The following is a 22,088-nucleotide window of genomic DNA, read 5'->3' on the forward strand; positions in this document are numbered from 1 at the left end:
AGCCACGACCCGCCAGACGGCGGCCGGCGAGGACGCATCCCGTTAGAGAGCCACACAAGATCGTGGGCAGGCACTTATCGAGCGACTCGCCGACCACCTCACCCGCACCTGGCCCGGCTGCGGGCTGCCATCGAGTCAACAGGTAGGGCACTTAGGGTGCCCGGTCAGCGCAGTAAATCTCTGCCGAGGGAGCGCGGATCTGTGTTCGCACCGCACACGACAACTGCGACCCGCTCGTCGTCGCTCGGCGTGTATTGCTTGGACAAGATCGCTGCGTATGCCGTGGCCGCACCGAACTCTGACGCGATCCTGTACTCGCTCCACAGTTGCGCACGGGCCTGGATGATGTCCTCGTCGGCGACAAGTACCGAGATGGGCGGCTCGGCCGCCTGAGCGGCAAACGCGAGGTCGCCGATCCGGCGCGCCCCCAAAGCGTCCGCCGCACAGCCGGAAACCTCGACGTCGACGGGACGGCCGACGCTCATCGCTCGGTTGAGTGTGGGGCTTTGCTCCGGTTCGACGGCAACGACACGAGCGCGACCCAGAGCAGCTGCGGCGACCCCGGCGTAGAGGCCGCCACCACCCACTGCAATGACGATCGTGTCGATCGTCGGCTCTTCTCCGAGGATTTCCTCGCCTAGCGTCCCTGCACCGGCTGCGACCTCAACTTGGTCGTAGGCGTGGGCGAAGGCCGCACCGGTTGACTCGCCGAAATCGACGGCCGCTTGGTAGGCCTCGGCGTACTCGGTGCCGAAGCGTCTGACCTCCGCGCCGTAGCTGCGGATGCGCGCAACCTTGACCTCGGGTGCGGTCTCCGGCACGAAGACCGTCGCTCTAACCCCCAGCTCATCCGCGACGTAGGCTTGAGCGAGCCCCGCGTTGCCACCAGAAGCAACGACGATTCCGGCCCCGCTGAGCTCGCCGCGTTCGATCGCAGTGAGCTGGCGATTGAAGGCCCCCCGGGTCTTGAAGACGCCGCAATGCTGCAAGAACTCGCACTTGATCCACACGGTGTCGCTGCCTGCCGGGCTCATCAGGGGGGTTCGACGGATGCGCCCCTCGATGCGACGGGATGCGGCGAGAACGTCGTCTCGAGTGACCCTCACCTGGCCAGTATCACTTGCGGTGGTGCGCGACAGAATGCCGGATACCGAGCGGATCGGTGGGCGTTACGGGGTCCGCTGTGATCGGCCAAGCCGGCGACGGATCGACTCTCGCTGCGCCTCGACGCACGGCTCGCAGCGGCACCCGTAGTCGGTGTAGCGGGTGACGCCGTGGTCGGGCGGCACGGATCGAGACTAGGACGGTCACGATCCGGATACGACATCGGTGACAACCCGGGGTTGACAGCAATCCGTCAGGGCTACCGTCGCTGCCATGGTGAACCCACGCAAGCGTGAGAAGTACTTGGCCTTCGTCGAAGCGCGGCGGCGCCTCAACTCCGCCCTTCCGTCAGCGACAGCAGCCGTGCAGGAAGGAGCTCCGGACGCCATCGTGTCCGCGGAGGACGTGCCGAGGGTGAGTCGCCTGGTAGAGGACGTTCAGTCCACGTGGCCGGCGTATCAGCCGAGCCACTCGACGCATAGGTAAGCCGTCCTGCGACCCCAACGCCAGGGACGTGGCATCACCGCCCGTGCGCGAGGCGCTGATCGGCCCGGATGGGGTGCGCGTGGAGCGCATCCTCGTCACTCGTCACCTCGACCAGCCGGCTCGGCAGATGCTGCGGGTCCGGAGAGGCAGCTACCTCGCAGACTGCGCCACCGTGGCCGAGCTCGTCGACCTAGCGTCGCTGGTGCCAGAGCAGCATGAGTAAGCCTGACCCTCCTTGTCCACCATGCCGGTAAGGTCCCAGCCATGGCGCGACGGGGAAACAGGGTCGGCTCTTCGACGTCACGGTCTATCTCTCGTCAGCGGTCTTGGTCCTGCTCCTGGCGGGCGCATTGTCGAGCGGTGCGGTCGCGGCCGCCGCGCTCATTCCGTTTGGGTTCGCCGTCTGGCGCCAACGCTGACTGAGACGGGGAGCACCGGGTTGGGTGACGTGGTGGCGTCCATCGGTGTGATCGTCCTCATCGGCTGCGTGGTGCTGCTGGCGCTGAGCGGACATCGGTGACGTCTCGCGCAGCCGATCCCTCTTGTGCGTCGTCGCTGATCCACGCTGCGAGGAGGCTGAGGGACGCACCAAGCAACGCACTGACGCCTACCAGCAGCGATGCCAACCGCCGGTTGGAGCCGCCCGCGGGGTCCGCTCGAGGATTCGTTCCCCATGGGGTCCCCTTGTGAGTCCGCAGATAGTCCGCAAGACGTTCGCTTGCGGTCAACTACTGCCAACGGTTGTCAGCAGCGTTTCCGCAGGTTAGAGGGCAAGTGCCATGCACAGTCAACCGTTGCCAACTATGCGGGGTGAGGACAACATGTCGTCGGTGTCCAAGGCCAGCTAGGCGGCTGACCGCAGCACACGCCCTTCCTCCCGCGCGTGACCGACAGTCCTCGCGGGTAGGTGCGTCGTCGTCGCAAGCCGCGCAGAAGGAGTCAGGGTGGACGCTTCGTCGGAAGAGCACACGGCCGCTGCCCGCCGCGGGCGCCCCGACGTGGTCGTGATCCTCACCGACGACCAGCGCCCGGACACGCTGCCGCACATGCCGGCGGTGCGTGAGCACATCGTCGGCAAGGGCACCCGGTTCAGCCGGATGGTGTCGCCCACGCCGACCTGCTGCCCCTCTCGGTCATCCTTGCTGACCGGTCTGTCCGCCCGGCGGACCGGGGTCTACGGCAACTCGCACCCGGACGGCGGGTGGCGGACCTTCTTCGACAACGGCAACGAGAGCCGCACCCTGGCGACGGCGCTGCAAGGGCATGGCTACCGCACCGGCATCGTCGGCAAGTACCTCAACGGCTTCGCCCAGAACGAGCTGGGCCTCACGGCCGGTCACCGGCCGCCGGGGTGGGACGTCTTCCTCACCTTCCGGAAGCGCACCGGCGCCTACTACGACTACACGCTCACCGACGGCAGCCACCACGGGAAGGACGCAGCGGACTACTCCACCGACGTGCTCGGCGGGCGAGCCGCCCGGTTCATCCGCAGCACCGATCCCGACCAGCCGCTGTTCCTGCTGTTCTCGCCGTTCGGCCCGCACAAGCCCTACCGGCCGGCACCGCGGCACAAGGGCGACTTCGCCGACCTGCCGACGTACCAGCCGCGCTCGGTCACCGAGAGGGTGGCGGACAAGCCGCCCTTCCTGAGGGACCGCCCGCGGGTGAAGCAGGCGACCATCGACTGGGTCCGGGCGAGGCAGCAGGAGCAGCTGGCATCCGTCGACGACGCCGTGGCCGAGATCGTCGATGCCCTCCGCGAGTCAGGCCGGCTGCACAACACGCTTCTGATCTACATGTCGGACAACGGCCTGATGACCGGCGACCACCGCATGATCGGCAAGTCCCTGCCCTACCGCTTCGCGACGGACGTGCCGCTCGTGGTGCGCTGGGACGGCCACGTCGACGCCGGCGAGGTCGACCGGCGGCTGGTCGCGACGGTCGACGTGACCACCACCATCATCGAGGCGACCGGCGCAACCCTGGACACCGACGGGACCAGCGTCATGAGCGACGAGAAGCGGTCCGGCGTGCTCGTCGAGGGACGCAAGTGGCAGCGGCTGGACGGATCGGTGCCGCACCCGGCCTACTGCGGGCTGCGCACCGACCACTTCCTGTTCGCGCGCTACGCGGACGGCTTCGAGGAGCTCTACGACTACCGGGAGGACCCGTTCGAGGCGCGCAACCGGGCGGGCGACCCGGACCATGCCGAACGGGTGCGCTCGATGCGGCTGCGGACGCTCGAGGGCTCGGTCCCGCGGCCTCCCGGCTTCTCCTGAACCCGGGCCGGATGGCTAGGGTCCTCCCGTGGCAGCGCCGAGGGACGACGACCCCCGCTCGATGCGCGAGCGGATGCTCGCCGGCGACCTGTACGTCGCGGACGACCCGGAGATCGCCGAGCACCTCGCCGCGGCGCAGGACCTGATGGCCTCCTACAACGCGACGACCCCGCGCCAGGGGCCGCTGCGGCGGCACCTGCTCGAGTCCTTGCTCGGTCGGTCGGCGAGGGGACCGAGATCCGGCCTCCGCTCTACGTCGACTACGGGGCCCTGATCTCGGTCGGCGCCCGCACGTTCGCCAACTACGGCCTCGTGGCCCTCGACGTCGGCGCCATCACCATCGGCGACGACGTGCAGATGGGCCCCCACGTGCAGCTGCTCACCCCGACCCACCCGGTGGCCGCCGGCCCCCGCCGCGACAAGTGGGAGGCGGCGCTGCCGATCACGATCGGTGACAACGTCTGGCTCGGCGGTGGCGCGGTCGTACTGCCCGGAGTCACGATCGGCGCCAACAGCGTCGTCGGCGCGGCGCCGTCGTCACCAAGGACGTCCCGCCGGACGTGGTCGTGGTCGGCAACCCGGCCCAGGCGGTCCGGGCCGTCGAGCCCTGACTCGCCTCCTCGGACGGCCGACGATGACGTACGGCGCGCTCGTCACGCATCCGCGGGCAGCACCGGGCACGAACTACCGGGCATGCCCCCAGCCGCGCCTCCCGTGGCGCCGTCAGGCGTCCTCGAGGCGGAAGCCCACCTTCATGCCGACCTGGAAGTGCTGCGGCGCCCCGTCGACCACCTGGCCACGCACCTGGGTGACCTCGAACCAGTCCAGGTGGCGCAGGGTCTGGGCGGCCCTGGCCAGGCCGTTGCGGATGGCGGCGTCGACCCCCTCCTCGGAGGTGCCGACGATCTCGGTGACGCGGTAGGTGCGGTTGCTCATCCGGTGCTCCTCGAAGGGTGTCGGGTCGGTCTGGGGCGGTTAGGGTGAGACGCGTGGCCCGCACCTCGCAGCGCGCACCACGGCTCCTGCGCAGGCGGTCCGGCGCCCGGGAGCCGGTCTACCAGATCACCGGCGCCCGGCGCGGCGTCCGGGAGGACGTCGACACCCGCACCCGGCGCTACCTGATCTCCATGGGCATCCGCACGATCTGCTTCGTGCTCGCCGTGGTCTTCGACGGCTGGCTGCGCTGGGTCTTCATCGCGGGCGCGATCGCGCTCCCCTACCTGTCGGTGGTGTTCGCCAACGGGGGCCGCGAGAGGGTGGTCGACCTGCCCGAATCGGACCTTGCGGACGACCGGCGCGCAATTGGCCGCTCGGGCTCTTGAGGTGACATCGATCCGTGCAATACTCCCGCCACAGCGTCGTGCGGCTCTTCCGCGCGACGACTCGAGCGCGATGCCGGGCGGCTCCCCCCGTGGCTGCCCGGCATCGCCCTGTCGGGGGTAGCCGGTGACCGAGGGCCCTGAAGCCGCCTCGCCGGTGTGCTCGGCGAAGGGGTGCCGTGCCGACGCCGCCTGGGTCCTCGCCTGGAACAATCCGCGGCTGCACACGCCGGACCGGCGCAAGACCTGGACCGCGTGCGACGAGCACAAGGAGTCGCTGACCGAGTTCCTCGCCTCCCGAGGGTTCATGCGGGAGACCCGCTCGATCGCCGAGTGGCACGCCTCGGCGTCCGCATCGCCCGCCGTGGACCGGCTCTCGGGTCAGGAGGGCTAGCTAGCCGCCGATCGCCGACATCGGCCGGTCGGGCTGCAGGAAGCCGGGGTCGCCGATGCCGTGCCCGGCCCGCTTGGCCAGCAGCGAGGCCCGCATCCGCGCAGCGAGCCCGTCGTCGTCGACCCCGGCGCGCATCGCCGTGCGCAGGTCGGACTCCTCGCGGGCGAACAGGCAGTTGCGCAGCTGCCCGTCGGCGGTCAGCCGCACCCGGTCGCACGCTCCGCAGAACGGCCGGGTGACCGACCCGATGACGCCGACCCGGCCGGGGCCGCCGTCGACCAGCCACTCCTCGGCGGGCGCGCTGCCCCGGTCCTCGGGCACCTCGGTCAGGGTGAACGCGTCGGCCAGCCGGGCCAGGATCTCGTCGGCGTCGACCATCTGGCTGCGGTCCCAGCCGTGCTGCGCGTCGAGGGGCATCTGCTCGATGAACCGCAGCAGGTAGCCGTGGTCGATCGCCCACCGCAGCAGCGGGACCGCCTCGTCGTCGTTGACGCCGCGCACCAGCACCGCGTTGACCTTGACCGGGGTCAGGCCCGCTGCCTCGGCGCCGGCCAGGCCGTCGAGCACGTCGGAGAGCCGGTCCCGCCGGGCGATGGTCGCGAACCGCTGCGCGTCGAGCGTGTCCAGCGAGACGTTGACCCGGTCCAGCCCGGCGTCGGCCAGCGCTCCGGCGACCTTGGCCAGCCCGATGCCGTTGGTGGTCAGCGAGGTGTGCGGCCGGGGCTCCAGCGCGGTGACCCGCTCGACGATCGACACCAGACCCCGGCGCAGCAGCGGCTCGCCGCCGGTGAAGCGGACCTCGGTGACGCCCTCGGCCACGGCGACCGACACCAGCCGCACGACCTCGTCGTCGGTGAGCAGCTCGGGGCCGGGCAGCCACTCCAGCCCCTCGGGCGGCATGCAGTAGGAGCACCGCAGGTTGCACTTGTCGGTCAGCGAGACCCGCAGGTCGGTCGCCACACGACCGAAGGTGTCCACCAGCACCGGTCCACCCTACGTCCCCCGGCCGACAACGGCGGGTTACGGTCTGCGGTGATGGCCGGTCCGCAGGGCGGAGCAGTGCGTCGGCCCTACCGGTTCCTGCTGTCCAGGCGGTGGGTCGGCCTCCTCGTCGTGGCCCTCCTGGTGGCACTGGGTTGCGTTCTGCTCGGCCGGTGGCAGCTGGACCGGCTGGGGCAGCGCCACGAGCGCAACGACCTGCTCCGCCGCAACCTGACCAGCGCGCCGGTGGCGCCCGCCGAGCTGCTGTCGGTGGGCCGGGAACCGCGCGACGGCGACCAGTTCGCCCGGATCCGTGCGACCGGTCGCTACGACGAGGACCGGCGGCTGCTGGTCCGGACCCGCCCGTTCCAGGGGCAGGTCGGCTACTACGTGCTGACCCCGTTCGTGACCGACGCCGGCCCGGCGCTGCTCGCGGTGCGCGGCTGGGTGCCCGGTGGCCCGACGGCCGAGTCGCTGCCGGACGTACCGCCGCCGCCGTCCGGCGAGGTGACGGTCACGGCCCGGATCAGGCAGAGCGAGCCGCCCTCCACCACCGGAACACCGCCCGAGGGCCAGGTGACCCGGATCGACGTCCCGGCCATCGCGAAGACGCTGCCCTACCCGGTCTACGGAGGCTACGGGGAAGTGACCGCCGAGCAACCGCGCCTGCGCGACCGCCCGGAGCGGCTGCCCGCTCCGGAGCCGAGCGAGGGCCCGCACCTGGCCTACGCCTTCCAGTGGTTCCTGTTCGCCCTGCTCGCGCTCGGCGGCTACGTCCTGCTCGCCCGGCGCGAGGAGGCCGACCTGACCGCCGGAACGACGCGCGAACAGCCCCTGACGCGGGTACGGGTGCGCCCGTGACGCTGCGCATCGAGGACTACGCCCTCATCTCCGACCGCCTCGCGGCCGGCCTGGTCGGTCGCGACGGGTCGATCGACTGGCTGTGCTTCCCGCGATTCGACTCCGACGCGGTCTTCGCCAACCTCGTCGGCACCGAGGAGAACGGCCACTGGCGGGTCGCGCCGCGCGACGGCGGGCCGGCCACCCGCCGCTCCTACCGCGGCGACACGATGATCCTCGAGTCCGAGTGGGACGGTCCCGACGGGTCGGTGCGGGTCATCGACTTCATGCCGGAGCGCGGCGAGGCACCCGACGTGGTGCGCATCGTCGAGGGCATCGCCGGCTCGGTGCGGATGCGCAGCGAGCTGCGGCTGCGGCCGGGCTACGGCGACGTCGTGCCGTGGGTGCGCCACCTCGACGGCATGATCGCCGCGGTCGCCGGCCCCGACTCGGTCTGGCTGGCGTCGGACGTCGCCCACCACGGCCGAGACTTCGCGTCGTTCGCCGACTTCACCGTGGAGGCCGGCCAGCGCGTCTCGTTCGTCCTCACCTGGAACCCGTCGTACGTCCACCGGCCCAACCCGGTCGACCCGCTTGCCGCGCTGGAGGACACCGAGCGGTTCTGGACCGACTGGGCGGCGCAGTGCCGGTACGAGGGCCGCTACCGCGAGGCGGTCGTCCGCTCGCTGCTCACGCTCAAAGCGCTCACCTACGCCCCGACCGGCGGGATCGTCGCCGCCGCGACGACCTCCCTGCCCGAGCAGCTGGGCGGCGTGCGCAACTGGGACTACCGCTTCTGCTGGCTGCGCGACGCGACGTTCACCCTGCAGGCCCTGGTCAAGACCGGCTACGCGGACGAGGCCGTCGCCTGGCGCGAGTGGCTGCTGCGGGCCATCGCCGGCGCGCCCGGCCGGCTGCAGATCCTGTACGGCGTGGCCGGTGAGCGCCGGGTGCCTGAGCAGGTGCTGCCGTGGCTGGCCGGCTACGAGGCGTCGGCGCCGGTCCGGGTCGGCAACGACGCGGCCGGGCAGCGCCAGCTGGACGTCTACGGCGAGGTCATGGACACGCTGTGGCTGGCCCGGACGTACGGCCTGGACCCCAACGAGGACGCCTGGCGCATGCAGCGGGGCCTGATGACCTGGCTCGAGAGCGGGTGGCGCGACCCCGACGAGGGGCTGTGGGAGGTGCGCGGTCCGCGTCAGCACTTCACCCACTCCAAGGTGCTCGCCTGGGTGGCCGCCGACCGCGCGGTGCGGACCGTCGAGAGCTCCGGCCTGGAGGGTCCGGTCGACCGGTGGCGGGCGCTGCGCGAGGAGATCCACGCCGACGTCTGCGCCAAGGGCTTCGACACCGACCGCGGCACCTTCACCCAGTACTACGGCTCCCGCGGCCTGGACGCCGCGACGCTGCTCATCCCCCAGGTCGGCTTCCTGCCCGCTGACGACGAGCGCGTGCGCGGCACCGTGCGGGCCGTCCAGCGCGAGCTCTGCACCGACGGTGGGCTGATCCGTCGGTACGACGTCGACGCCGACGGCGCGGACACCGGCGCGGCCGCCGGGTCGGTCGACGGCCTGCCCGGCGACGAGGGTGCCTTCCTGGCGTGCTCGTTCTGGCTGGCCGACGCGCTGGCCCTGGACGGCCGGATCGACGAGGGACGCGCGCTGTTCGAGCGGCTCCTCGACCTGCGCAACGACGTCGGCCTGCTCGCCGAGGAGTACGACGTCGAGGCCGGCCGCCAGCTCGGCAACGTGCCGCAGGCCTACAGCCACCTCGCGCTGGTCAACTCGGCGCTGAACCTGGAGGACGTGCCCGCCCCGGGCCGCGAAGCACCTGCCGAGCAGCGCGCCGACTGAGCTCGGGCACCGGGCGGCCCAGCCAGTCGACACCCGGGTCCTGCCGGACCGGCACGAAGCCGCCGCGGTTCCAGAACCGGAGCCCGCGCGCGTTGGTGGGGCTGACCCCGACGTGCACACCGGGCGCGCCCTGCACACCCAGTGCCCCGAGGGCCTCGGTCAGCAGGGCCCGGCCGATGCCACGGCCCTCCGCCACCGGCAGCAGGTTGAGGTGCAGGTGCGCCGGGTGGCCGGCGACCACGTCGTCGGGCGAGCGCGGCGGGTGGTGCACGAGGTGGCGGAGCCGCTGGTCGAGAGTCCAGCCCCGCGGGTCCGTCTCGTCGAGCTGCGGGGCGACGTACCGCCGCCTCAGCCGCGGCCACCACCCCGCCTCGCACGCCGCCTCGTAACGGCGGGTGTCCGGCGTTCCGATGACGTAGCCCACGACGGCGCCGCCCTCGACCGCCACCCAGCAGGTCGCCGGCTCGAGCGCGAGGTAGGGGCCGACCCAGACGTCACCCATCAGCTCGGCGGAGACCTGGCCGGAGGCGTCGCCACCGTCGTCACCGGTGCGAAGGCAGATGTCGTAGACCGCCGCGCGGTCGCTGAGGTCGTACGTCCGGACGAGCATCAGCGCAGGGCCGGCACCAGCGTGGTGAGCGTCCCGGCGGCAGCGTCGAGCTCGGCCTCGACGCCGAGCGGCACCGTCAGCTGCGGGATGCCGTGCCCGAAGGGCAGTCCGGACATCAGCGGGACGCCGAGGCCGGCCAGCCGCTCGGCGACGGTGTCGACCGCCCCGTCGCCGCAGTCGACCCACGAGCCGAGCACGACACCGGCCACCCCGTCGAACCAGCCGGTGCGCAGCAGCTGGGTGAGCAGGGAGTCGAGGCGGTAGGCGGGCTCGGCGACGTCCTCGAGCACCGCGATGCCGCCGGAGCCCGGCCGGGACTCCGCGGTGCCGACGGTGTTGGCCAGCAACGCCAGGGTGCCGCCGACGGTCAGGCCGGTGGCCCGCCCCGCGACGTGGCAAACCGTCGAGCCCGGCCACGCCAGCTGGCGCACCGCGTCGGGCTCGAAGAGTGTTCGCCGGAGGTGCTCGACGCTCACCGGGTCCGGGTGCTCACCGCCGAACACCGCCGCCGCCGGCATCGGGCCGAAGAGCCCGACCAGCCCCAGGTGGTGGGCCACCGCCTCATGCAGGACGGTCACGTCGCTGAAGCCGACCAGCACCTTCGGGCCGGCCGCGGCCATCGCCGCCCAGTCCAGTCGGTCGACCAGCCGGGCCGCGCCGCTGCCCCCGCGGGCGCACAGCACCGCCGCCGTCGAGGGGTCGCACCAGGCCGACTGCAGGTCGGCCGCGCGCTCGGCATCGGTGCCCGCGTGGTGCCGGGTCCTGGCCAGCGCGTGCTCGCCGACGACCACCTCGAGGCCCCACGACCGCAGCAGCTCGCAGCCGCGCTCCAGCCGGTCCCGCGCGACGTGGCCGCTCGGCGCGACCACGGCGACCCGGTCGCCCGGACGCAGCCGTCGCGGCCGGGTCAGCGATTGCACCGCAGCACCCTATGGGCAGGATGTCCGTCATGGATCTCGGACTGCGCGACCACGTGTACGTCGTCACCGGAGGCAGTCGGGGCCTGGGGCTGGCCAGCGCACAGGCGCTGGTCGCTGACGGGGCCCGGGTCGTCCTCTGCTCCCGCGAAGAGAAGCGGCTGACCGCGGCGGCTGCCGAGCTCGGCGGGCCGGACCACGCGTTGGCCGTGCCCGGCGACATGGCCGACGCGGGTCTCGGCGCCCGGCTGGCCGGCGCCGCGGTGGGTCGCTTCGGTCGTCTCGACGGCGCCCTGGTCAGCGTCGGAGGCCCGCCCGGCGGACCGGCGCTCGAACTGACCGACGAGGTGTGGCGCAGCTCGTTCGAGTCGGTGTTCCTGGGCACGGTGCGCATCGTGCGCGCGGTCGCCTCCGCGATCGGCCACGAGGGCGGCGCGATCGCCTTCGTCCTGTCCCTGTCGGTGAAGCAGCCGATCGACGGGCTCGCGTCGTCCAACGGGCTGCGCCCCGGGCTCGGCATGCTCGCCAAGACCATGGCCGACGAGCTCGGCCCGCGGAACATCCGGGTGCTCTCGCTGCTCCCCGGCCGGCTGGACACCGACCGCGTCCGCGAGCTGGACCAGGCGAGCGGGCGGCCCAAGAAACAGCGCGAAGAGTTCGAGCGGCGGATCCCGCTCGGGCGCTACGGCGAGGCGGCCGAGTTCGGCCGGGTGGCTGCCTTCGCCCTGTCACCGGCCGCGTCGTACCTCAACGGCGCCGCGATCCCGGTCGACGGCGGTCTTTCCCGCGCGCTCTGACGACTCCTGGCTACCGTCGGGAGAGTGAACGTCTGGGAGCCCGAGCGTGTGGTCGGCGAGGAACTGGCGCGTGTCCTGCTGCGGGAGCAGTTCCCTGACCTCGCGCTGGAAAGCGTCGAACCGTTGGGAGTCGGCTGGGACGTCACGGTCTACCTGGTCGACGGCACCTGGGCGGTCCGCTTCCCCCGCCGCGAGGTCGCCGTGCCGACCCTGCTGCGCGAGATCGCGCTGCTGCCCGCGCTGGCCCCGCAGCTCCCGCTGCCGGTGCCGGTCCCCCAGCTCGTCGGGCGGCCGACCGACGAGTTCCCGTGGACCTTCTGGGGCGCGCCGTTCCTTTCCGGCCGTGAGCTGGCCGAGGCCGGCCTGCCCGACGACGCGCGCGAGCGGCTGGCCCGCGAGATCGGTGGCTTCCTGCGCGTCCTGCACGACCCGGCGCTGGCCGGTGAGCTCGGAGCCGACCTGCTGACGGACCCCATGCGTCGGGCGATCCCGAGCACCCGCGGCCCGATGACACGGGACTTCCTCGACCTGCTGGCGAGCCGCGGCACCTGGGTGGCCGGCTCGGCGGTGGACCGCGCCGTCGACGACATCGTGGCGGCCGCCGACCCGCTGGGGCCGCCGACCGGCGAGCCGGTGCTCGTCCAGGGCGACCTGCACCTGCGGCACCTACTAATCGCTCCTGACGGCACCGCGGCCGGCGTCATCGACTGGGGCGACTCGTGCCTCGCCGACCCGGCGCTCGACCTGTCCCTCGCCTACGCCGCGTTCAGCGGGTCGGTGCGGGACGCGTTCTTCGAGGCGTACGGCGCCCGGCCGGACCGGCCGCGCGAGCTGCGGGCCCGGGTCCTCGCGCTGTGCCTGTGCGCGGCCCTCGCGGACTACGCGGACCAGAACGGCATGCCCGACCTGCTCACCGAGTCGCTGGCCGGTGTGGCGCGCGCGACGACGTGACGCATCTGCGCGAGGTGCGATCCCGGCGCACAAGGCGGTCCGGGGAGGCAACCTGCGCCGGCTTCTAAGGACGAACCGGCACCTCGAGTTGTTGCGGTGATCGCTCGGGGTCGCCGGTGACCCGATCTCGGCCGCTACGGCACCAGAAGTGCTGCTCCCGCCGGACGCCTTTCCGCGGAACGTCCGAACGTCAGAAGGGCACTACTGTAGTGCGCCATCGCGGCAGATGAGCGCGGACTTTCACGAGATGTCGTCCACGGCGGTTTGGTGGTGCCGGACGCGCGGTGTGGTCGTCCAGCTCGCCAAGAGATCGAGGGCACCCGTCGCGTCGCCCGAGTCGAGGAGAACACGGCCGCGGACGGCGTAGAGCTCACCACCGGCCAGCTCGACCGACTCAACAGGCTCACCCCGGCCGCCGGTGAACGCCACGACGAAGCGAACATGGCATCGATCGACGGCTGATGGCCCGGGCGGGCCGGGCCGCTAACGGCTTGTCAGGTCAGCCGCTCGGCGCGGTCCAGGAGCACCCCGGCCACCGACCCGAAGGATGCGAAGCGCGCGTTGGTCGTGCTGCCCGCCCGGTAGCGGGCCCAGATCTGCTGGACGATCACGGCCAGCCGGAACAGCCCGAAGACCTCGTAGAAGGTCCAGTCGTCCACCGGCAGGCCGGTCCGGTCGAGGTAACGCGCCACCACCTGCTCGCGCGTCGGCATGCCGGGCAGGTCGCTCACCTGCGAGGCGAGCGCGCGGAACGCCGGGTCGTCGGCCGCGCCGACCCAGTAGGCCAGGGCCGAGCCGAGGTCCATCAGCGGGTCGCCGACCGTGGCCATCTCCCAGTCGAGGACCCCGGTGACCCGGGGTGACACAGGCATGTCGAGGACGAGGTTGTCCATCTTCCAGTCCCCGTGCAGGAGGCGCGCGGCCACGTCGGCCGGCTGCCGGCTGTCCAGCCAGGCCATCACGACCTCCCCGTCCGGCACGTCGTCGGTCCGCGCGTCGCGGAAGCGGCTCGACCACCCGGATACCTGGCGCCGGACGTAGCCGGGGCCTCGGCCCAGGTCCGCCAGCCCGGCCGCCTCGACGTCGACGGAGTGCAGGTCGGCCAGAGTGTCGAAGAGCCTCTCGCCCAGCGTCCTCGCGTCGTCGCGGTCCAGGAGCAGCCCTTCGGGCAGCGGCCGTCCGAGGATCACGCCGTGCAGCCGCTCCATGACGTAGAACTCGCTGCCGATCAGCGACTCGTCCTGGCAGAACCCGTAGATGCGTGGGACGACGGGGAAGACCGGGCGGATCCGCTCCTGGACCCGCACCTCGCGGCCCATGTCGTGGGCGGAGGCAGCCTTCCGGCCGCGCGGCGGCCGGCGCAGGACGAGGTCGCGGTCGCCGTACGCCAGCAGGTAGGTGAGGTTGCTCGCTCCCCCCGCGAACTGCCGGACCTGCGGCAGCGGCTGCCCGGCCAGCTCCGGCGACTCACGCTGCAGCCAGCCGTGCACCGCCGCGACGTCGAACGCGTCCTCGGCGCGGACGTCGCGGACCTCGACGGTCACCCGGCCGACGACCTCTCGGCGGCGCGCTCACGCAGCTCGAGGCGCGCGATGTCGCGCAGGTGCACCTCGTCGGGGCCGTCGGCGATGCGCAAGGTGCGCAGGCCGGCCCACATCGAGGCGAGCGGGGTGTCGGGACTCACCCCGGCGCCGCCGAAGGTCTGGATCGCCCGGTCCACGACCGCGAGCGCCACCCGGGGGGCGACGACCTTGATCGCCGCGATCTCCTTGCGGGCCCCCTTGGCCCCAGCCGTGTCGATCATCCACGCCGCCCTGAGGGTGAGCAGCCGGGCCTGCTCGATCTCGACCCGCGACGTGGCGATCCACTCCTGGACGACACCCTGGTGGGCCAGCGGCCGGCCGAAGGCCTCCCGCTCGGTGGCCCGGTCGACCATCAGCCGCAGCGCACGCTCGGCCATGCCCAGGGCGCGCATGCAGTGGTGGATCCGGCCCGGGCCGAGTCGGGCCTGGGCGACGGCGAAGCCGCCGCCCTCCTCGCCGAGCAGGTTCGACACCGGGACCCGCACGTCGGTAAAGGTCATCTCCGCATGACCGTGCTGGTCGGCGTAGCCGAAGACGTCGACGTTGCGCACGACCTCGACGCCGGGACTGTCCATCGGCACCAGCACCATCGACTGCTGGCGGTGGGCCTCCGCCGCCGGGTCGGTCTTGCCCATGACCACCAGCACCCGGCACCGCTCGTCGAGCGCCCCCGTGGTCCACCACTTGCGGCCGTTGACGACGTACTCGTCCCCGTCGCGGTCGATCGAGGTGCGGATGTTGCGCGCGTCGCTGGAGGCCACGTCCGGCTCGGTCATCGCGAAGGCCGACCGGATCTCGCCCGCCAGCAGCGGCGCCAGCCAGCGCTCCTTCTGCTCGGCGGTGCCGAAGAGGTGCAGGATCTCCATGTTGCCGGTGTCCGGCGCGGCGCAGTTGGTCGCCTCCGGGGCCAGCTCGGGAGACCAGCCGGTGAGCTCGGCGAGCGGCGCGTAGTCCAGGACGCCGAGCCCGTGCGCCGGGTCGTCGGCGTCAGGCAGGAACAGGTTCCACAGCCCACGACGCCGTGCCTCGGCCTTGAGCTCCTCCACCACGGGCGGCAACCCGTGCGGGCGCCCGGCGGCGACCAGCTCGGCCCGCTGGGCCGCGTAGACCGGCTCGGCCGGGAGGACGTGCTCGTCCATGAACGCCTGCAGGCGGTCGAGGTAGTGCTGCCCGCGCTCGCTGCGCCCGAAGTCCATGCCGCCATCCTGCCGGGGGCACGGCCGGTCCCCTCAGGCGACCTCGGCCGGGTCGCGGACGACGGGGCCGTCCTCCTGCGCAGCGAACTGCGTGCGATAGAGCTCGGCGTAGAGCCCGCCCGCCGCGAGCAGCTCGGTGTGCCGCCCTCGCTCGACCACCCGGCCGTCGTCGACGACGAGGATCTGGTCCGCCTCGCGCACCGTCGAGAGCCGGTGCGCGATGACCAGGGAGGTCCGCCCCTCGAGCGCGACCTTGAGGGCACGCTGCACGGCGACCTCGGACTCGGAGTCGAGATGCGCCGTGGCCTCGTCGAGGACGACCACGTCGGGCGCCTTGAGCAGGAGGCGGGCGATCGCGAGCCGCTGCTTCTCGCCTCCGGAGAGCCGGTAGCCGCGGTCGCCGACCGTCGTGTCGAGCCCGTCAGGCAGCGACGCGACCAGGTCCCAGATCTGCGCGGCGCGCAGGGCGTCGACGAGCTGCTCGTCGGTCGCGTCGGGCCGGGCGTAGAGCAGGTTGCTGCGGATCGTCTCGTGGAACATGTGCGCGTCCTGGGTCACGACACCGACGACCTCGTGCAGCGACGCGAGCTTCACGTCGCGTACGTCGCGCCCGCCGACCCGCACCGAGCCCGCGACCGCGTCGTAGAGGCGGCCGACCAGGCTGGTGATGGTGGTCTTGCCGGCCCCGGACGGGCCGACGAGGGCGGTCATGGTGCCTGCCGGGACGACGAAGGAGACGCCGTCGAGCACCTGCTGGCTGGGCGCCTGGTCCAGCACGGCGACCGACTCCAGCGACGCCAGCGACACCTCGTCGGCCGTGGGGTATCGGAACGACACGTCGCGCAGCTCCACGTCGCTGGGCCCGCGGGGCAGCTGCTCGGCGTCCGGCTTGTCGTCGATCATCGGCGGCAGGTCGAGCACCTCGAAGACCCGCTCGAAGCTCACCAGCGCCGTCATGACGTCGACCTGCACGTTGGACAGCGCGGTCAGCGGCCCGTAGAGGCGGCCCAGAAGCGCGGTCAGCGCCACCAGGGTGCCGACGCCGATGGTCCCCTCGATCGCCAGCACGCCGCCGAAGCCGTAGATCATCGCCGTGGCCAGCGAGGCGACCAGCGTCAGGCTGGTGAAGAACACTCGGCCGTACATCGCCTGCTTGATGCCGATGTCGCGCACCCGGCCGGCCTTGTCGGAGAAGGCCTCGGACTCGTCGGGCATCCGGCCGAACAGCTTGACCAGCAGCGCGCCGGACACGTTGAACCGCTCGGTCATCGTCGTGCTCATCGAGGCGTTGAGCTGCATCGCCTCGCGGGTGATGGCCTGCAGCTTGCGGCCGACCCAGCGGGCCGGCAGGAGGAAGAGCGGGGTCAGCACAAGGGCGGCGAGCGTGACCTGCCAGGACAGGACGAGCATGGTGATCAGCACAAGCACCAGGCCGATGACGTTGGACACGACCGAGGACAGCGTCGACGTGAAGGCCTGCTGAGCGCCGATGACGTCGGTGTTGAGGCGGCTGACGAGGGCACCGGTCTGGGTGCGCGTGAAGAACGCGACCGGCATCTGCTGCACGTGGGTGAAGACCCGGGTGCGCAGGTCGTAGATGAGGCCTTCGCCGACTTGCGATGACAGCAGTCGCTGGAAGAGCGTGAGGATCCCGTCGAAGACGGCGAGCCCGGCCACTGCCAGCGCCACGCCGACCACGACACCGCGGTCGTCCTTGAGCACTCCCTGGTCGATGATCACCTTGAAGAGCAGTGGCAGCGCGACGACGAGCATCGCGTCCAGCACGACGAGGACCAGGAAGATCGAGACCTGCTTCTTGTAGGGGCGCGCGAACGCGGCGATGCGCGGGATCGTGCCCGGGGCAAGCTTCTTCTTCGCAACCTCACCGTCACGGGTGAGGGAGCGCATCGCCGCCCACGGGCTCTGCGACATCGACACGGGCGCCTCCTGTAATCACGATTACACCCGTCCAACGCCGAGCGTGGCGGATCGCTTCCCGACGGTACGCGCGGGTCCCGACACCGGCGCCGGCTCAGCCGCCGGGTGGTGCGTCGAGGCCGTCGCCCGCCGGCTCGTCGAGGCCGTCGCCCGCCGGCTCGTCGAGCACGTCGCGCACGGCGTGCAGCAGGTCCTCGGCGACGAAGGGCTTGGGCAGCAGCGGATCGCTCGAGGCGGCGCCGCCGAGCGCGTGCTCCGGGCTGTAGCCCGACATCAGCAGCACCCGCAGCCCGGGGTGCCGGCCGCGCAGCTCGGCGGCGAGCGACGGGCCGTCCATCCCCGGCATGACCACGTCGCTGACGAGCAGGTCGGGGGTCCGGGGCATGGCCGCCGCCAGCGCCTGCACCGGGTCGGCGTGGGAGATCACCCGGTAGCCGGCCCGGGAGAGCACGGCGACCACCAGCGCGCGCAGCTCCGGCGCGTCCTCGACGACGAGCACCAGCTCGCCTTGGCCGTCCAACGGGGCCGGCCGGCGGACCGGCTCGGTCTCGGGGGCACCTTCGACGACCGGCAGGTAGAGGTCGACGGTGGTCCCGACGTCGGGCAGCGACCGCACCAGCACCGTGCCGCCGGCGCTCGCCGCGACGCCGTAGACCATGGCGAGCCCGAGCCCGGTGCCCTGGCCGGTCGGCTTGGTCGTGAAGAACGGCTCCAGGGCGTGGGCCAGCGTCTGCTCGTCCATGCCGGACCCGTCGTCGGTGACCGACATGACGACGTACTCTCCTGCGGCCAGGGTGACCCCCCGGCGCATCGCGGAGTCCTCGTCCACGTGCACGACGCTGGTGGCGATCCGCAGCCGGCCGCGTCCGGAGCGCATGGCGTCGCGCGCGTTGAGCGCCAGGTTGATGACCACCTGCTCGAGCTGCAGCGGGTCGCCGACCACGAGTGCGGGGCCCGGCGTCAGGTCGGTCGTGCGCGTCACCCGCTCGCCGAGGCTGGGCTCGATCAGCACCTCGGCCCGGCGGACGACCTCGTTGAGGTCGACGACGACCTGGCGGCCGGGCTCGCGATGGGCGAAGACGAGCATCTTGCGGGTCAGTGCCACCCCGCGGGCCGTCGCCGCCAGGATCTGCTCGGTCTGGGCCGCCTGCGGGCTGTCCGGCTCCAGCGATGACTGCAGCATCTCGGCGGTGAGGTTGATGACGGCCAGCAGGTTGTTGAAGTCGTGGGCGACGCCGCCCGCGAGCTGCCCCAGGCTCTCCAGCCGCTGCAGGTGCTCGACCTCGTGCTGCAGGCGCAGCCGCTCGGCCTCGGCCGCCCGCTCCGTCGTGACGTCGCGCCCGAGCACCAGCCCGCCGAGGATCTGCCCGTCCCGGTCGTGCATCGGGTAGAGCAGCGTGCGCAGCACCATCTCCTCGCCCGACGCCGTCCGGTGCCGGGCCTCACGCTCGAAGACCCGCCCGGTGAGCACCGTCTCGTACAACGCCGTCACCCGGTCCACGTCCCCCGGCATGAGGGCGAGCGGCGCCAGGGCGCTCACGTGGCGGCCGACCATCTGCTCCTCGGTGAAGCCGGAGAGCTTCTCCGCCGCCGCGTTCCAGCTGGTGACCAGCAGGTCGCGGTCGAAGGTCCCGATGCCGTCGCCGGTCGCCTCCATCGCGACGGCGAGCCGCGCGGCCGACTCGTAGGCACGGGTCTGCTCGGTGATGTCGGACCAGACGCCCGCGACGCCGTACGTCGTCCCGTCGGCCGTCCGCAGCGGCACCTTCACGGCGGCCCAGGTGCGTGCCTCGCCGTTGCTGGGCACCTCCTCGACGATCGTCTCGGGTTGGCCGCTGCCCACCACCCGACGGTCGTTGGCCCACAGCCGGGCACCCACGTCGGGCCCGAAGACCTCCTCGCTGCGCCGCCCGATCAGGTCGGACCGGTGGCCGCGGACCATCTCCTCGAACGCGGTGTTGACCATCATCAGCCGGCCGTCGGCGTCCTTCGCGTAGACCGCCACCGGCGCCGCGTCGAGGATCGTCTGCAGCCAGGCCAGCTCCCCGCGCCCCGCCGTGTCTGCCGCGCGAGGCGGCTCGACCTGGCGGTAGGCAACGACCGCGGCAGCCGACCCCTGGTCGGTGACCGGAGTGGCCCGGCACTCGACCCACCGGGACCGGCCGTCGGGCCAGCGCAGCTCCATGGTCGCCGCCGCCCCGCACCCGTCGGCGAGGGCGACCGCGATCGGGTCACCGCCCGGGTCGACGGGTGCGCCGTGCTCGTCGAACAGGCGGTAGGTCGGGACGCCGGGTGCGCCGTCGGGCCCCTCCTGTCCCAGGCGCAGAAGGCGCGACGCAGCGGCGTTGGCGTGGCGGAGCGTGCCCTCCACCACCAGGGTGACCGCCAGATCCAGGGAATCGACAGCCAGCACCTGCCAGGGCGGACCCGCGCGCACGGTGCCTTCCGGCATGTCCCCTCCAGCCGACCCCCCAACGTAACCGCTCCGCGGGTCATGACGCACCCATTCACCCGTGCGGCCCCGGAGCGGGCCCGGAGCGGCCTGGGAGCAGCCCAGGATCGATCCTGGACCTCAGAAGGCACTGATGCCGGTGAGGGCGCGGCCGATCAGCAGCTTCTGCACCTGGCTGGTGCCTTCGTAAAGCGTGGTCACCCGGGCGTCGCGGAGGTACTTCGCGGCCGGGTACTCGTCGACGTACCCGTAGCCGCCGTGCACCTGGATGCACGCGTTGGCCACCCGCACCGACGCCTCGGTGGCGAAGAGCTTGGCCTTCGACGCGGCGAGGGAGTAGCGCTCACCGCGGGTCTTCAGGTCGGCCACAGCCCAGGTGAGCAGTCGCGACGCGTCCACATCGACGGCGGAGTCGGCGAGGAGCTCCTGCACAAGCTGGTGCCCCGCGATCGGCTTGCCGAACTGCTCCCGCGACCCGGCGTAGGCCACCATCGCGTCCAGCGCGGCCTGCCCGATGCCGGTGCACGACGCGGCGATCGACATCCGGCCGTCGTCCAGCGCCGACAGCGCCACCTTGATGCCCTCCCCCTCGGCGCCGAGGACGGCCTCCTCGCCCACCTCGACGCCGTCGAGCACCAGCTCGGCGGTGTCGCAGGAGCGCAGCCCGAGCTTGCCGTGCAGCGGCGCCGCGGAGAAGCCGGGGCGGTCAGTGGGCACCAGGAACGCGGACACCCCGCGGGCGCCGGGCCCGCCGGTGCGCGCCATGACGAGGGCGACACCCGCGATGGACCCGTTGGTGATGAACACCTTGCGCCCGGAGATCCGCCACCCCGAAGCCTTCCGTTCGGCGGTCGCCCGCAGGTCGGCCGGGTTGGAGCCGTGGTCGGGCTCGGTCAGCCCGAAGCACCCCAGGACCTCGCCGGTGGCCATTCGGGGGAGCCACTCCTGACGCTGCTCCTCGCTGCCCCAGCGCTGCACCGAGCCGGCGACCAGCCCGAGGTGCACCGACATGATCGAGCGGACGTTGGCGTCGCCCCGCGCGAGCTCCTCCATGAACAGGCAGTAGGTGAGCGGGTCGGCCCCGCCGCCGCCGTAGGCCTCGTCGATGGACATGCCGACGAAGCCGGTCTGCCTGAGCCCGTCGAGCGCCTCCTGCGGGAAGCGCTCCTCGCGGTCGTTGCTCAGGGCTCGCGGCACGACGACCTCGTCGACCCACTCGCGCACGGCGGCGCGGACGGCCCGCTGGTCCTCGCTGAGAGTCAGCTGCACCCGGCGATCATCCCGCGCCGCCGGCCAGGTCGCGCAACCGCCCGGCCTGGGCCGTCCGCTCAGCTGCCTGCTGCTCGGCGTGCGATCGGCCCGCCGCCCCGAGCAGCAGACTCTTCGTGGCCCGCACCGCCTCGGCCGGCGCGGCCAGCAGCGCGGCCGCCAGGTCGCGGGCGGCCTGGTCGAGCTCCTCGCGACGTACGACGACGCTGGCCAGCCCGATCCGGATCGCCTCCGCCGCGTCGACCCAGCGTCCGGTCGCGCAGATCTCCAGCGCGCGGGAGTAGCCGACCGCGTCGACCAGTGGCTTGGTGCCGGCCAGGTCGGGCACCAGGCCGAGGCTGGGCTCCTTCATCGCGAGCTGGGCGTCGTCGGCCAGGACCCGCAGGTCGCAGCCGAGCGCGAGCTGGAACCCGGCACCGACCGCGTGCCCCTGCACGGCCGCGATGCTCACCACGCGCGTGTCGCGCCACCAGGTGAACGCCTCCTGGAAGCCGGCTATCGTGGCGTCGAGTGCCGCGTCGTCGGAGCCGGCGAGGGCGGCCAGGCCGGGCTCGTCGCCGGTGCCTGCGCCGAACATCGCCCGGTCCAGGCCGGCCGAGAAGGACTCGCCCTCCCCGCGCAGCACGACGACCCGCACGGTGTCGTCGGCGAGCAGGTCGTGCCCGATCGCCGTGAGGTCCCGCCACATCTGCGGGGTCTGCGCGTTGCGCTTGTCGGGCCGGTCGAGCGAGACGGTCGCCAGAGCGCCGTCCCGCGCCAGCTCGACGCTCAGGACTTCTTGCCGCGGGTTGCGCCGCCGCGACCGCGCAGTGTCACCCCGGACTCGGCCAGGATGCGGTGCACGAACCCGTAGGACCGGCCGGTCTCGGCCGCGAGCTCGCGGATGCTGGCCCCGCCCGAGTACTTCTTCTTCAGGTCCGCCGCGAGCTTGCTGCGGTCTCCGCCGGTGATCCGGGCGCCCTTCTTGAGCTCGACCACGCCGGCCTCCTCATCGTCACTCGGCCCGTCGGGTGAGTGGGTCGTGCCGCCATGATCGTCGCCCGTGCCCCATCGCGCCATAGGCAGTTGGGGCGGCTCGGTGTTCTGCCCGAAAGATCCTTTCTGCACACCACGACGCGA

Annotated in this window: 20 protein-coding genes and 2 pseudogenes; 10 read left to right on the forward strand and 12 right to left on the reverse strand. The window is 72.5% G+C overall.

Annotated elements, in window-relative coordinates; translation table 11 throughout:
- Nucleotides 1-164: 164 nt before the first annotated feature.
- Nucleotides 165-1,106 (reverse strand): threonine/serine dehydratase, encoded by a 942-nt coding sequence (locus tag VK640_01885; GenBank protein HTE71935.1) that lies wholly within the window; start codon nucleotides 1,104-1,106, stop codon nucleotides 165-167.
- A 527-nt stretch (nucleotides 1,107-1,633) separates the two neighbouring features.
- Between VK640_01885 and VK640_01890 the strand changes: the two genes are divergently transcribed.
- The 3 genes and pseudogenes from VK640_01890 to VK640_01900 all read left to right on the forward strand — a co-directional run bounded on the left by VK640_01890 (nucleotide 1,634) and on the right by VK640_01900 (nucleotide 4,480).
- A complete protein-coding gene (locus tag VK640_01890; GenBank protein ID HTE71936.1) occupies nucleotides 1,634-1,813 on the forward strand; it encodes a hypothetical protein in 180 nt (59 codons plus the stop codon).
- Between the two features lie 721 nt (nucleotides 1,814-2,534).
- Nucleotides 2,535-3,869 carry a sulfatase gene (locus VK640_01895; GenBank protein ID HTE71937.1) on the forward strand — a complete coding sequence of 445 codons (1,335 nt, stop codon included), beginning with the start codon at nucleotides 2,535-2,537 and terminating at the stop codon, nucleotides 3,867-3,869.
- A 61-nt stretch (nucleotides 3,870-3,930) separates the two neighbouring features.
- A pseudogene (locus tag VK640_01900) lies at nucleotides 3,931-4,480 on the forward strand (sugar O-acetyltransferase).
- A 112-nt stretch (nucleotides 4,481-4,592) separates the two neighbouring features.
- Here VK640_01900 and VK640_01905 read toward each other — a convergent pair.
- Nucleotides 4,593-4,805: a dodecin gene (locus VK640_01905; protein ID HTE71938.1), complete on the reverse strand. Its 213-nt coding sequence runs from the start codon at nucleotides 4,803-4,805 to the stop codon at nucleotides 4,593-4,595.
- 53 nt (nucleotides 4,806-4,858) lie between these two features.
- Here VK640_01905 and VK640_01910 point away from each other — a divergent pair, with 53 nt between their 5' ends.
- Together VK640_01910 and VK640_01915 are read left to right on the forward strand one after the other, a co-directional pair.
- The gene (locus VK640_01910; GenBank protein HTE71939.1) at nucleotides 4,859-5,191 is read left to right on the forward strand and encodes a DUF3099 domain-containing protein; all 333 of its coding nucleotides are present in this window, start codon (nucleotides 4,859-4,861) and stop codon (nucleotides 5,189-5,191) included.
- 124 nt (nucleotides 5,192-5,315) lie between these two features.
- Entirely contained in the window at nucleotides 5,316-5,582 is a 267-nt protein-coding gene (locus VK640_01915) for a hypothetical protein (GenBank protein HTE71940.1), read from the forward strand.
- On the opposite strand, the gene moaA is transcribed toward VK640_01915, so the two are convergent.
- Nucleotides 5,583-6,566: a GTP 3',8-cyclase MoaA gene (gene moaA, locus VK640_01920; protein HTE71941.1), complete on the reverse strand. Its 984-nt coding sequence runs from the start codon at nucleotides 6,564-6,566 to the stop codon at nucleotides 5,583-5,585.
- A gap of 51 nt (nucleotides 6,567-6,617) precedes the next feature.
- Here moaA and VK640_01925 point away from each other — a divergent pair, with 51 nt between their 5' ends.
- Together VK640_01925 and VK640_01930 are read left to right on the forward strand one after the other, a co-directional pair.
- The gene (locus VK640_01925; GenBank protein HTE71942.1) at nucleotides 6,618-7,424 is read left to right on the forward strand and encodes an SURF1 family protein; all 807 of its coding nucleotides are present in this window, start codon (nucleotides 6,618-6,620) and stop codon (nucleotides 7,422-7,424) included.
- Nucleotides 7,421-9,256: a glycoside hydrolase family 15 protein gene (locus VK640_01930; protein HTE71943.1), complete on the forward strand. Its 1,836-nt coding sequence runs from the start codon at nucleotides 7,421-7,423 to the stop codon at nucleotides 9,254-9,256. Before VK640_01925 ends, VK640_01930 begins: the two co-directional genes overlap by 4 nt.
- On the opposite strand, the gene VK640_01935 is transcribed toward VK640_01930, so the two are convergent.
- Both VK640_01935 and VK640_01940 read right to left on the reverse strand, forming a co-directional pair.
- Nucleotides 9,183-9,866 (reverse strand): GNAT family N-acetyltransferase, encoded by a 684-nt coding sequence (locus VK640_01935; GenBank protein HTE71944.1) that lies wholly within the window; start codon nucleotides 9,864-9,866, stop codon nucleotides 9,183-9,185. The two genes, VK640_01930 and VK640_01935, sit on opposite strands and share 74 nt — an antisense overlap.
- Nucleotides 9,866-10,786: an LD-carboxypeptidase gene (locus tag VK640_01940; protein ID HTE71945.1), complete on the reverse strand. Its 921-nt coding sequence runs from the start codon at nucleotides 10,784-10,786 to the stop codon at nucleotides 9,866-9,868. The genes VK640_01935 and VK640_01940 overlap by 1 nt, the downstream gene beginning before the upstream one ends.
- Nucleotides 10,787-10,815: 29 nt before the next feature.
- Between VK640_01940 and VK640_01945 the strand changes: the two genes are divergently transcribed.
- The 3 genes and pseudogenes from VK640_01945 to VK640_01955 all read left to right on the forward strand — a co-directional run bounded on the left by VK640_01945 (nucleotide 10,816) and on the right by VK640_01955 (nucleotide 12,993).
- Nucleotides 10,816-11,580: an SDR family oxidoreductase gene (locus tag VK640_01945; GenBank protein HTE71946.1), complete on the forward strand. Its 765-nt coding sequence runs from the start codon at nucleotides 10,816-10,818 to the stop codon at nucleotides 11,578-11,580.
- A gap of 24 nt (nucleotides 11,581-11,604) precedes the next feature.
- Complete coding sequence (locus VK640_01950) at nucleotides 11,605-12,531, forward strand: phosphotransferase (GenBank protein HTE71947.1); 927 nt, start codon at nucleotides 11,605-11,607, stop codon at nucleotides 12,529-12,531.
- Between the two features lie 309 nt (nucleotides 12,532-12,840).
- Nucleotides 12,841-12,993 (forward strand): annotated as a pseudogene (locus VK640_01955) (aldo/keto reductase).
- A 32-nt stretch (nucleotides 12,994-13,025) separates the two neighbouring features.
- On the opposite strand, the gene VK640_01960 reads toward VK640_01955, so the two are convergent.
- From VK640_01960 to VK640_01990, 7 genes are all read right to left on the reverse strand, one after another.
- Nucleotides 13,026-14,075: a phosphotransferase family protein gene (locus tag VK640_01960; protein HTE71948.1), complete on the reverse strand. Its 1,050-nt coding sequence runs from the start codon at nucleotides 14,073-14,075 to the stop codon at nucleotides 13,026-13,028.
- Nucleotides 14,072-15,310 (reverse strand): acyl-CoA dehydrogenase family protein, encoded by a 1,239-nt coding sequence (locus VK640_01965; protein HTE71949.1) that lies wholly within the window; start codon nucleotides 15,308-15,310, stop codon nucleotides 14,072-14,074. Before VK640_01965 ends, VK640_01960 begins: the two co-directional genes overlap by 4 nt.
- 33 nt (nucleotides 15,311-15,343) lie before the next feature.
- Nucleotides 15,344-17,242, reverse strand: coding sequence for an ABC transporter ATP-binding protein (locus VK640_01970; protein HTE71950.1), 1,899 nt, complete (start codon nucleotides 17,240-17,242; stop codon nucleotides 15,344-15,346).
- A gap of 100 nt (nucleotides 17,243-17,342) precedes the next feature.
- Nucleotides 17,343-19,700, reverse strand: coding sequence for a PAS domain-containing protein (locus VK640_01975; protein ID HTE71951.1), 2,358 nt, complete (start codon nucleotides 19,698-19,700; stop codon nucleotides 17,343-17,345).
- Nucleotides 19,701-19,820: 120 nt separating this feature from the next.
- Nucleotides 19,821-20,969: an acyl-CoA dehydrogenase family protein gene (locus VK640_01980; protein ID HTE71952.1), complete on the reverse strand. Its 1,149-nt coding sequence runs from the start codon at nucleotides 20,967-20,969 to the stop codon at nucleotides 19,821-19,823.
- A 7-nt stretch (nucleotides 20,970-20,976) separates the two neighbouring features.
- The gene (locus VK640_01985) at nucleotides 20,977-21,741 is read right to left on the reverse strand and encodes an enoyl-CoA hydratase/isomerase family protein (protein ID HTE71953.1); all 765 of its coding nucleotides are present in this window, start codon (nucleotides 21,739-21,741) and stop codon (nucleotides 20,977-20,979) included.
- Nucleotides 21,738-21,947, reverse strand: a complete 210-nt coding sequence (locus VK640_01990) for a helix-turn-helix domain-containing protein (GenBank protein ID HTE71954.1) — start codon at nucleotides 21,945-21,947, stop codon at nucleotides 21,738-21,740. The genes VK640_01985 and VK640_01990 overlap by 4 nt, the downstream gene beginning before the upstream one ends.
- Nucleotides 21,948-22,088: the final 141 nt, after the last annotated feature.

The organism is Actinomycetes bacterium (genome assembly GCA_035489715.1).
Classification (GTDB): domain Bacteria; phylum Actinomycetota; class Actinomycetes; order JACCUZ01; family JACCUZ01; genus DATHAP01.

Excerpts from the sequence above, each read along its gene's own strand:
- VK640_01905 (HTE71938.1), bottom strand. The coding sequence starts at position 4,805 with ATGAGCAACCGCACCTACCGCGTCACCGAGATCGTCGGCACCTCCGAG.
- VK640_01925 (HTE71942.1), top strand. The coding sequence starts at position 6,618 with ATGGCCGGTCCGCAGGGCGGAGCAGTGCGTCGGCCCTACCGGTTCCTG.
- VK640_01935 (HTE71944.1), bottom strand. The coding sequence starts at position 9,866 with ATGCTCGTCCGGACGTACGACCTCAGCGACCGCGCGGCGGTCTACGAC.
- VK640_01945 (HTE71946.1), top strand. The coding sequence starts at position 10,816 with ATGGATCTCGGACTGCGCGACCACGTGTACGTCGTCACCGGAGGCAGT.
- VK640_01965 (HTE71949.1), bottom strand. The coding sequence starts at position 15,310 with ATGGACTTCGGGCGCAGCGAGCGCGGGCAGCACTACCTCGACCGCCTG.
- VK640_01970 (HTE71950.1), bottom strand. The coding sequence starts at position 17,242 with ATGTCGCAGAGCCCGTGGGCGGCGATGCGCTCCCTCACCCGTGACGGT.
- VK640_01975 (HTE71951.1), bottom strand. The coding sequence starts at position 19,700 with ATGCCGGAAGGCACCGTGCGCGCGGGTCCGCCCTGGCAGGTGCTGGCT.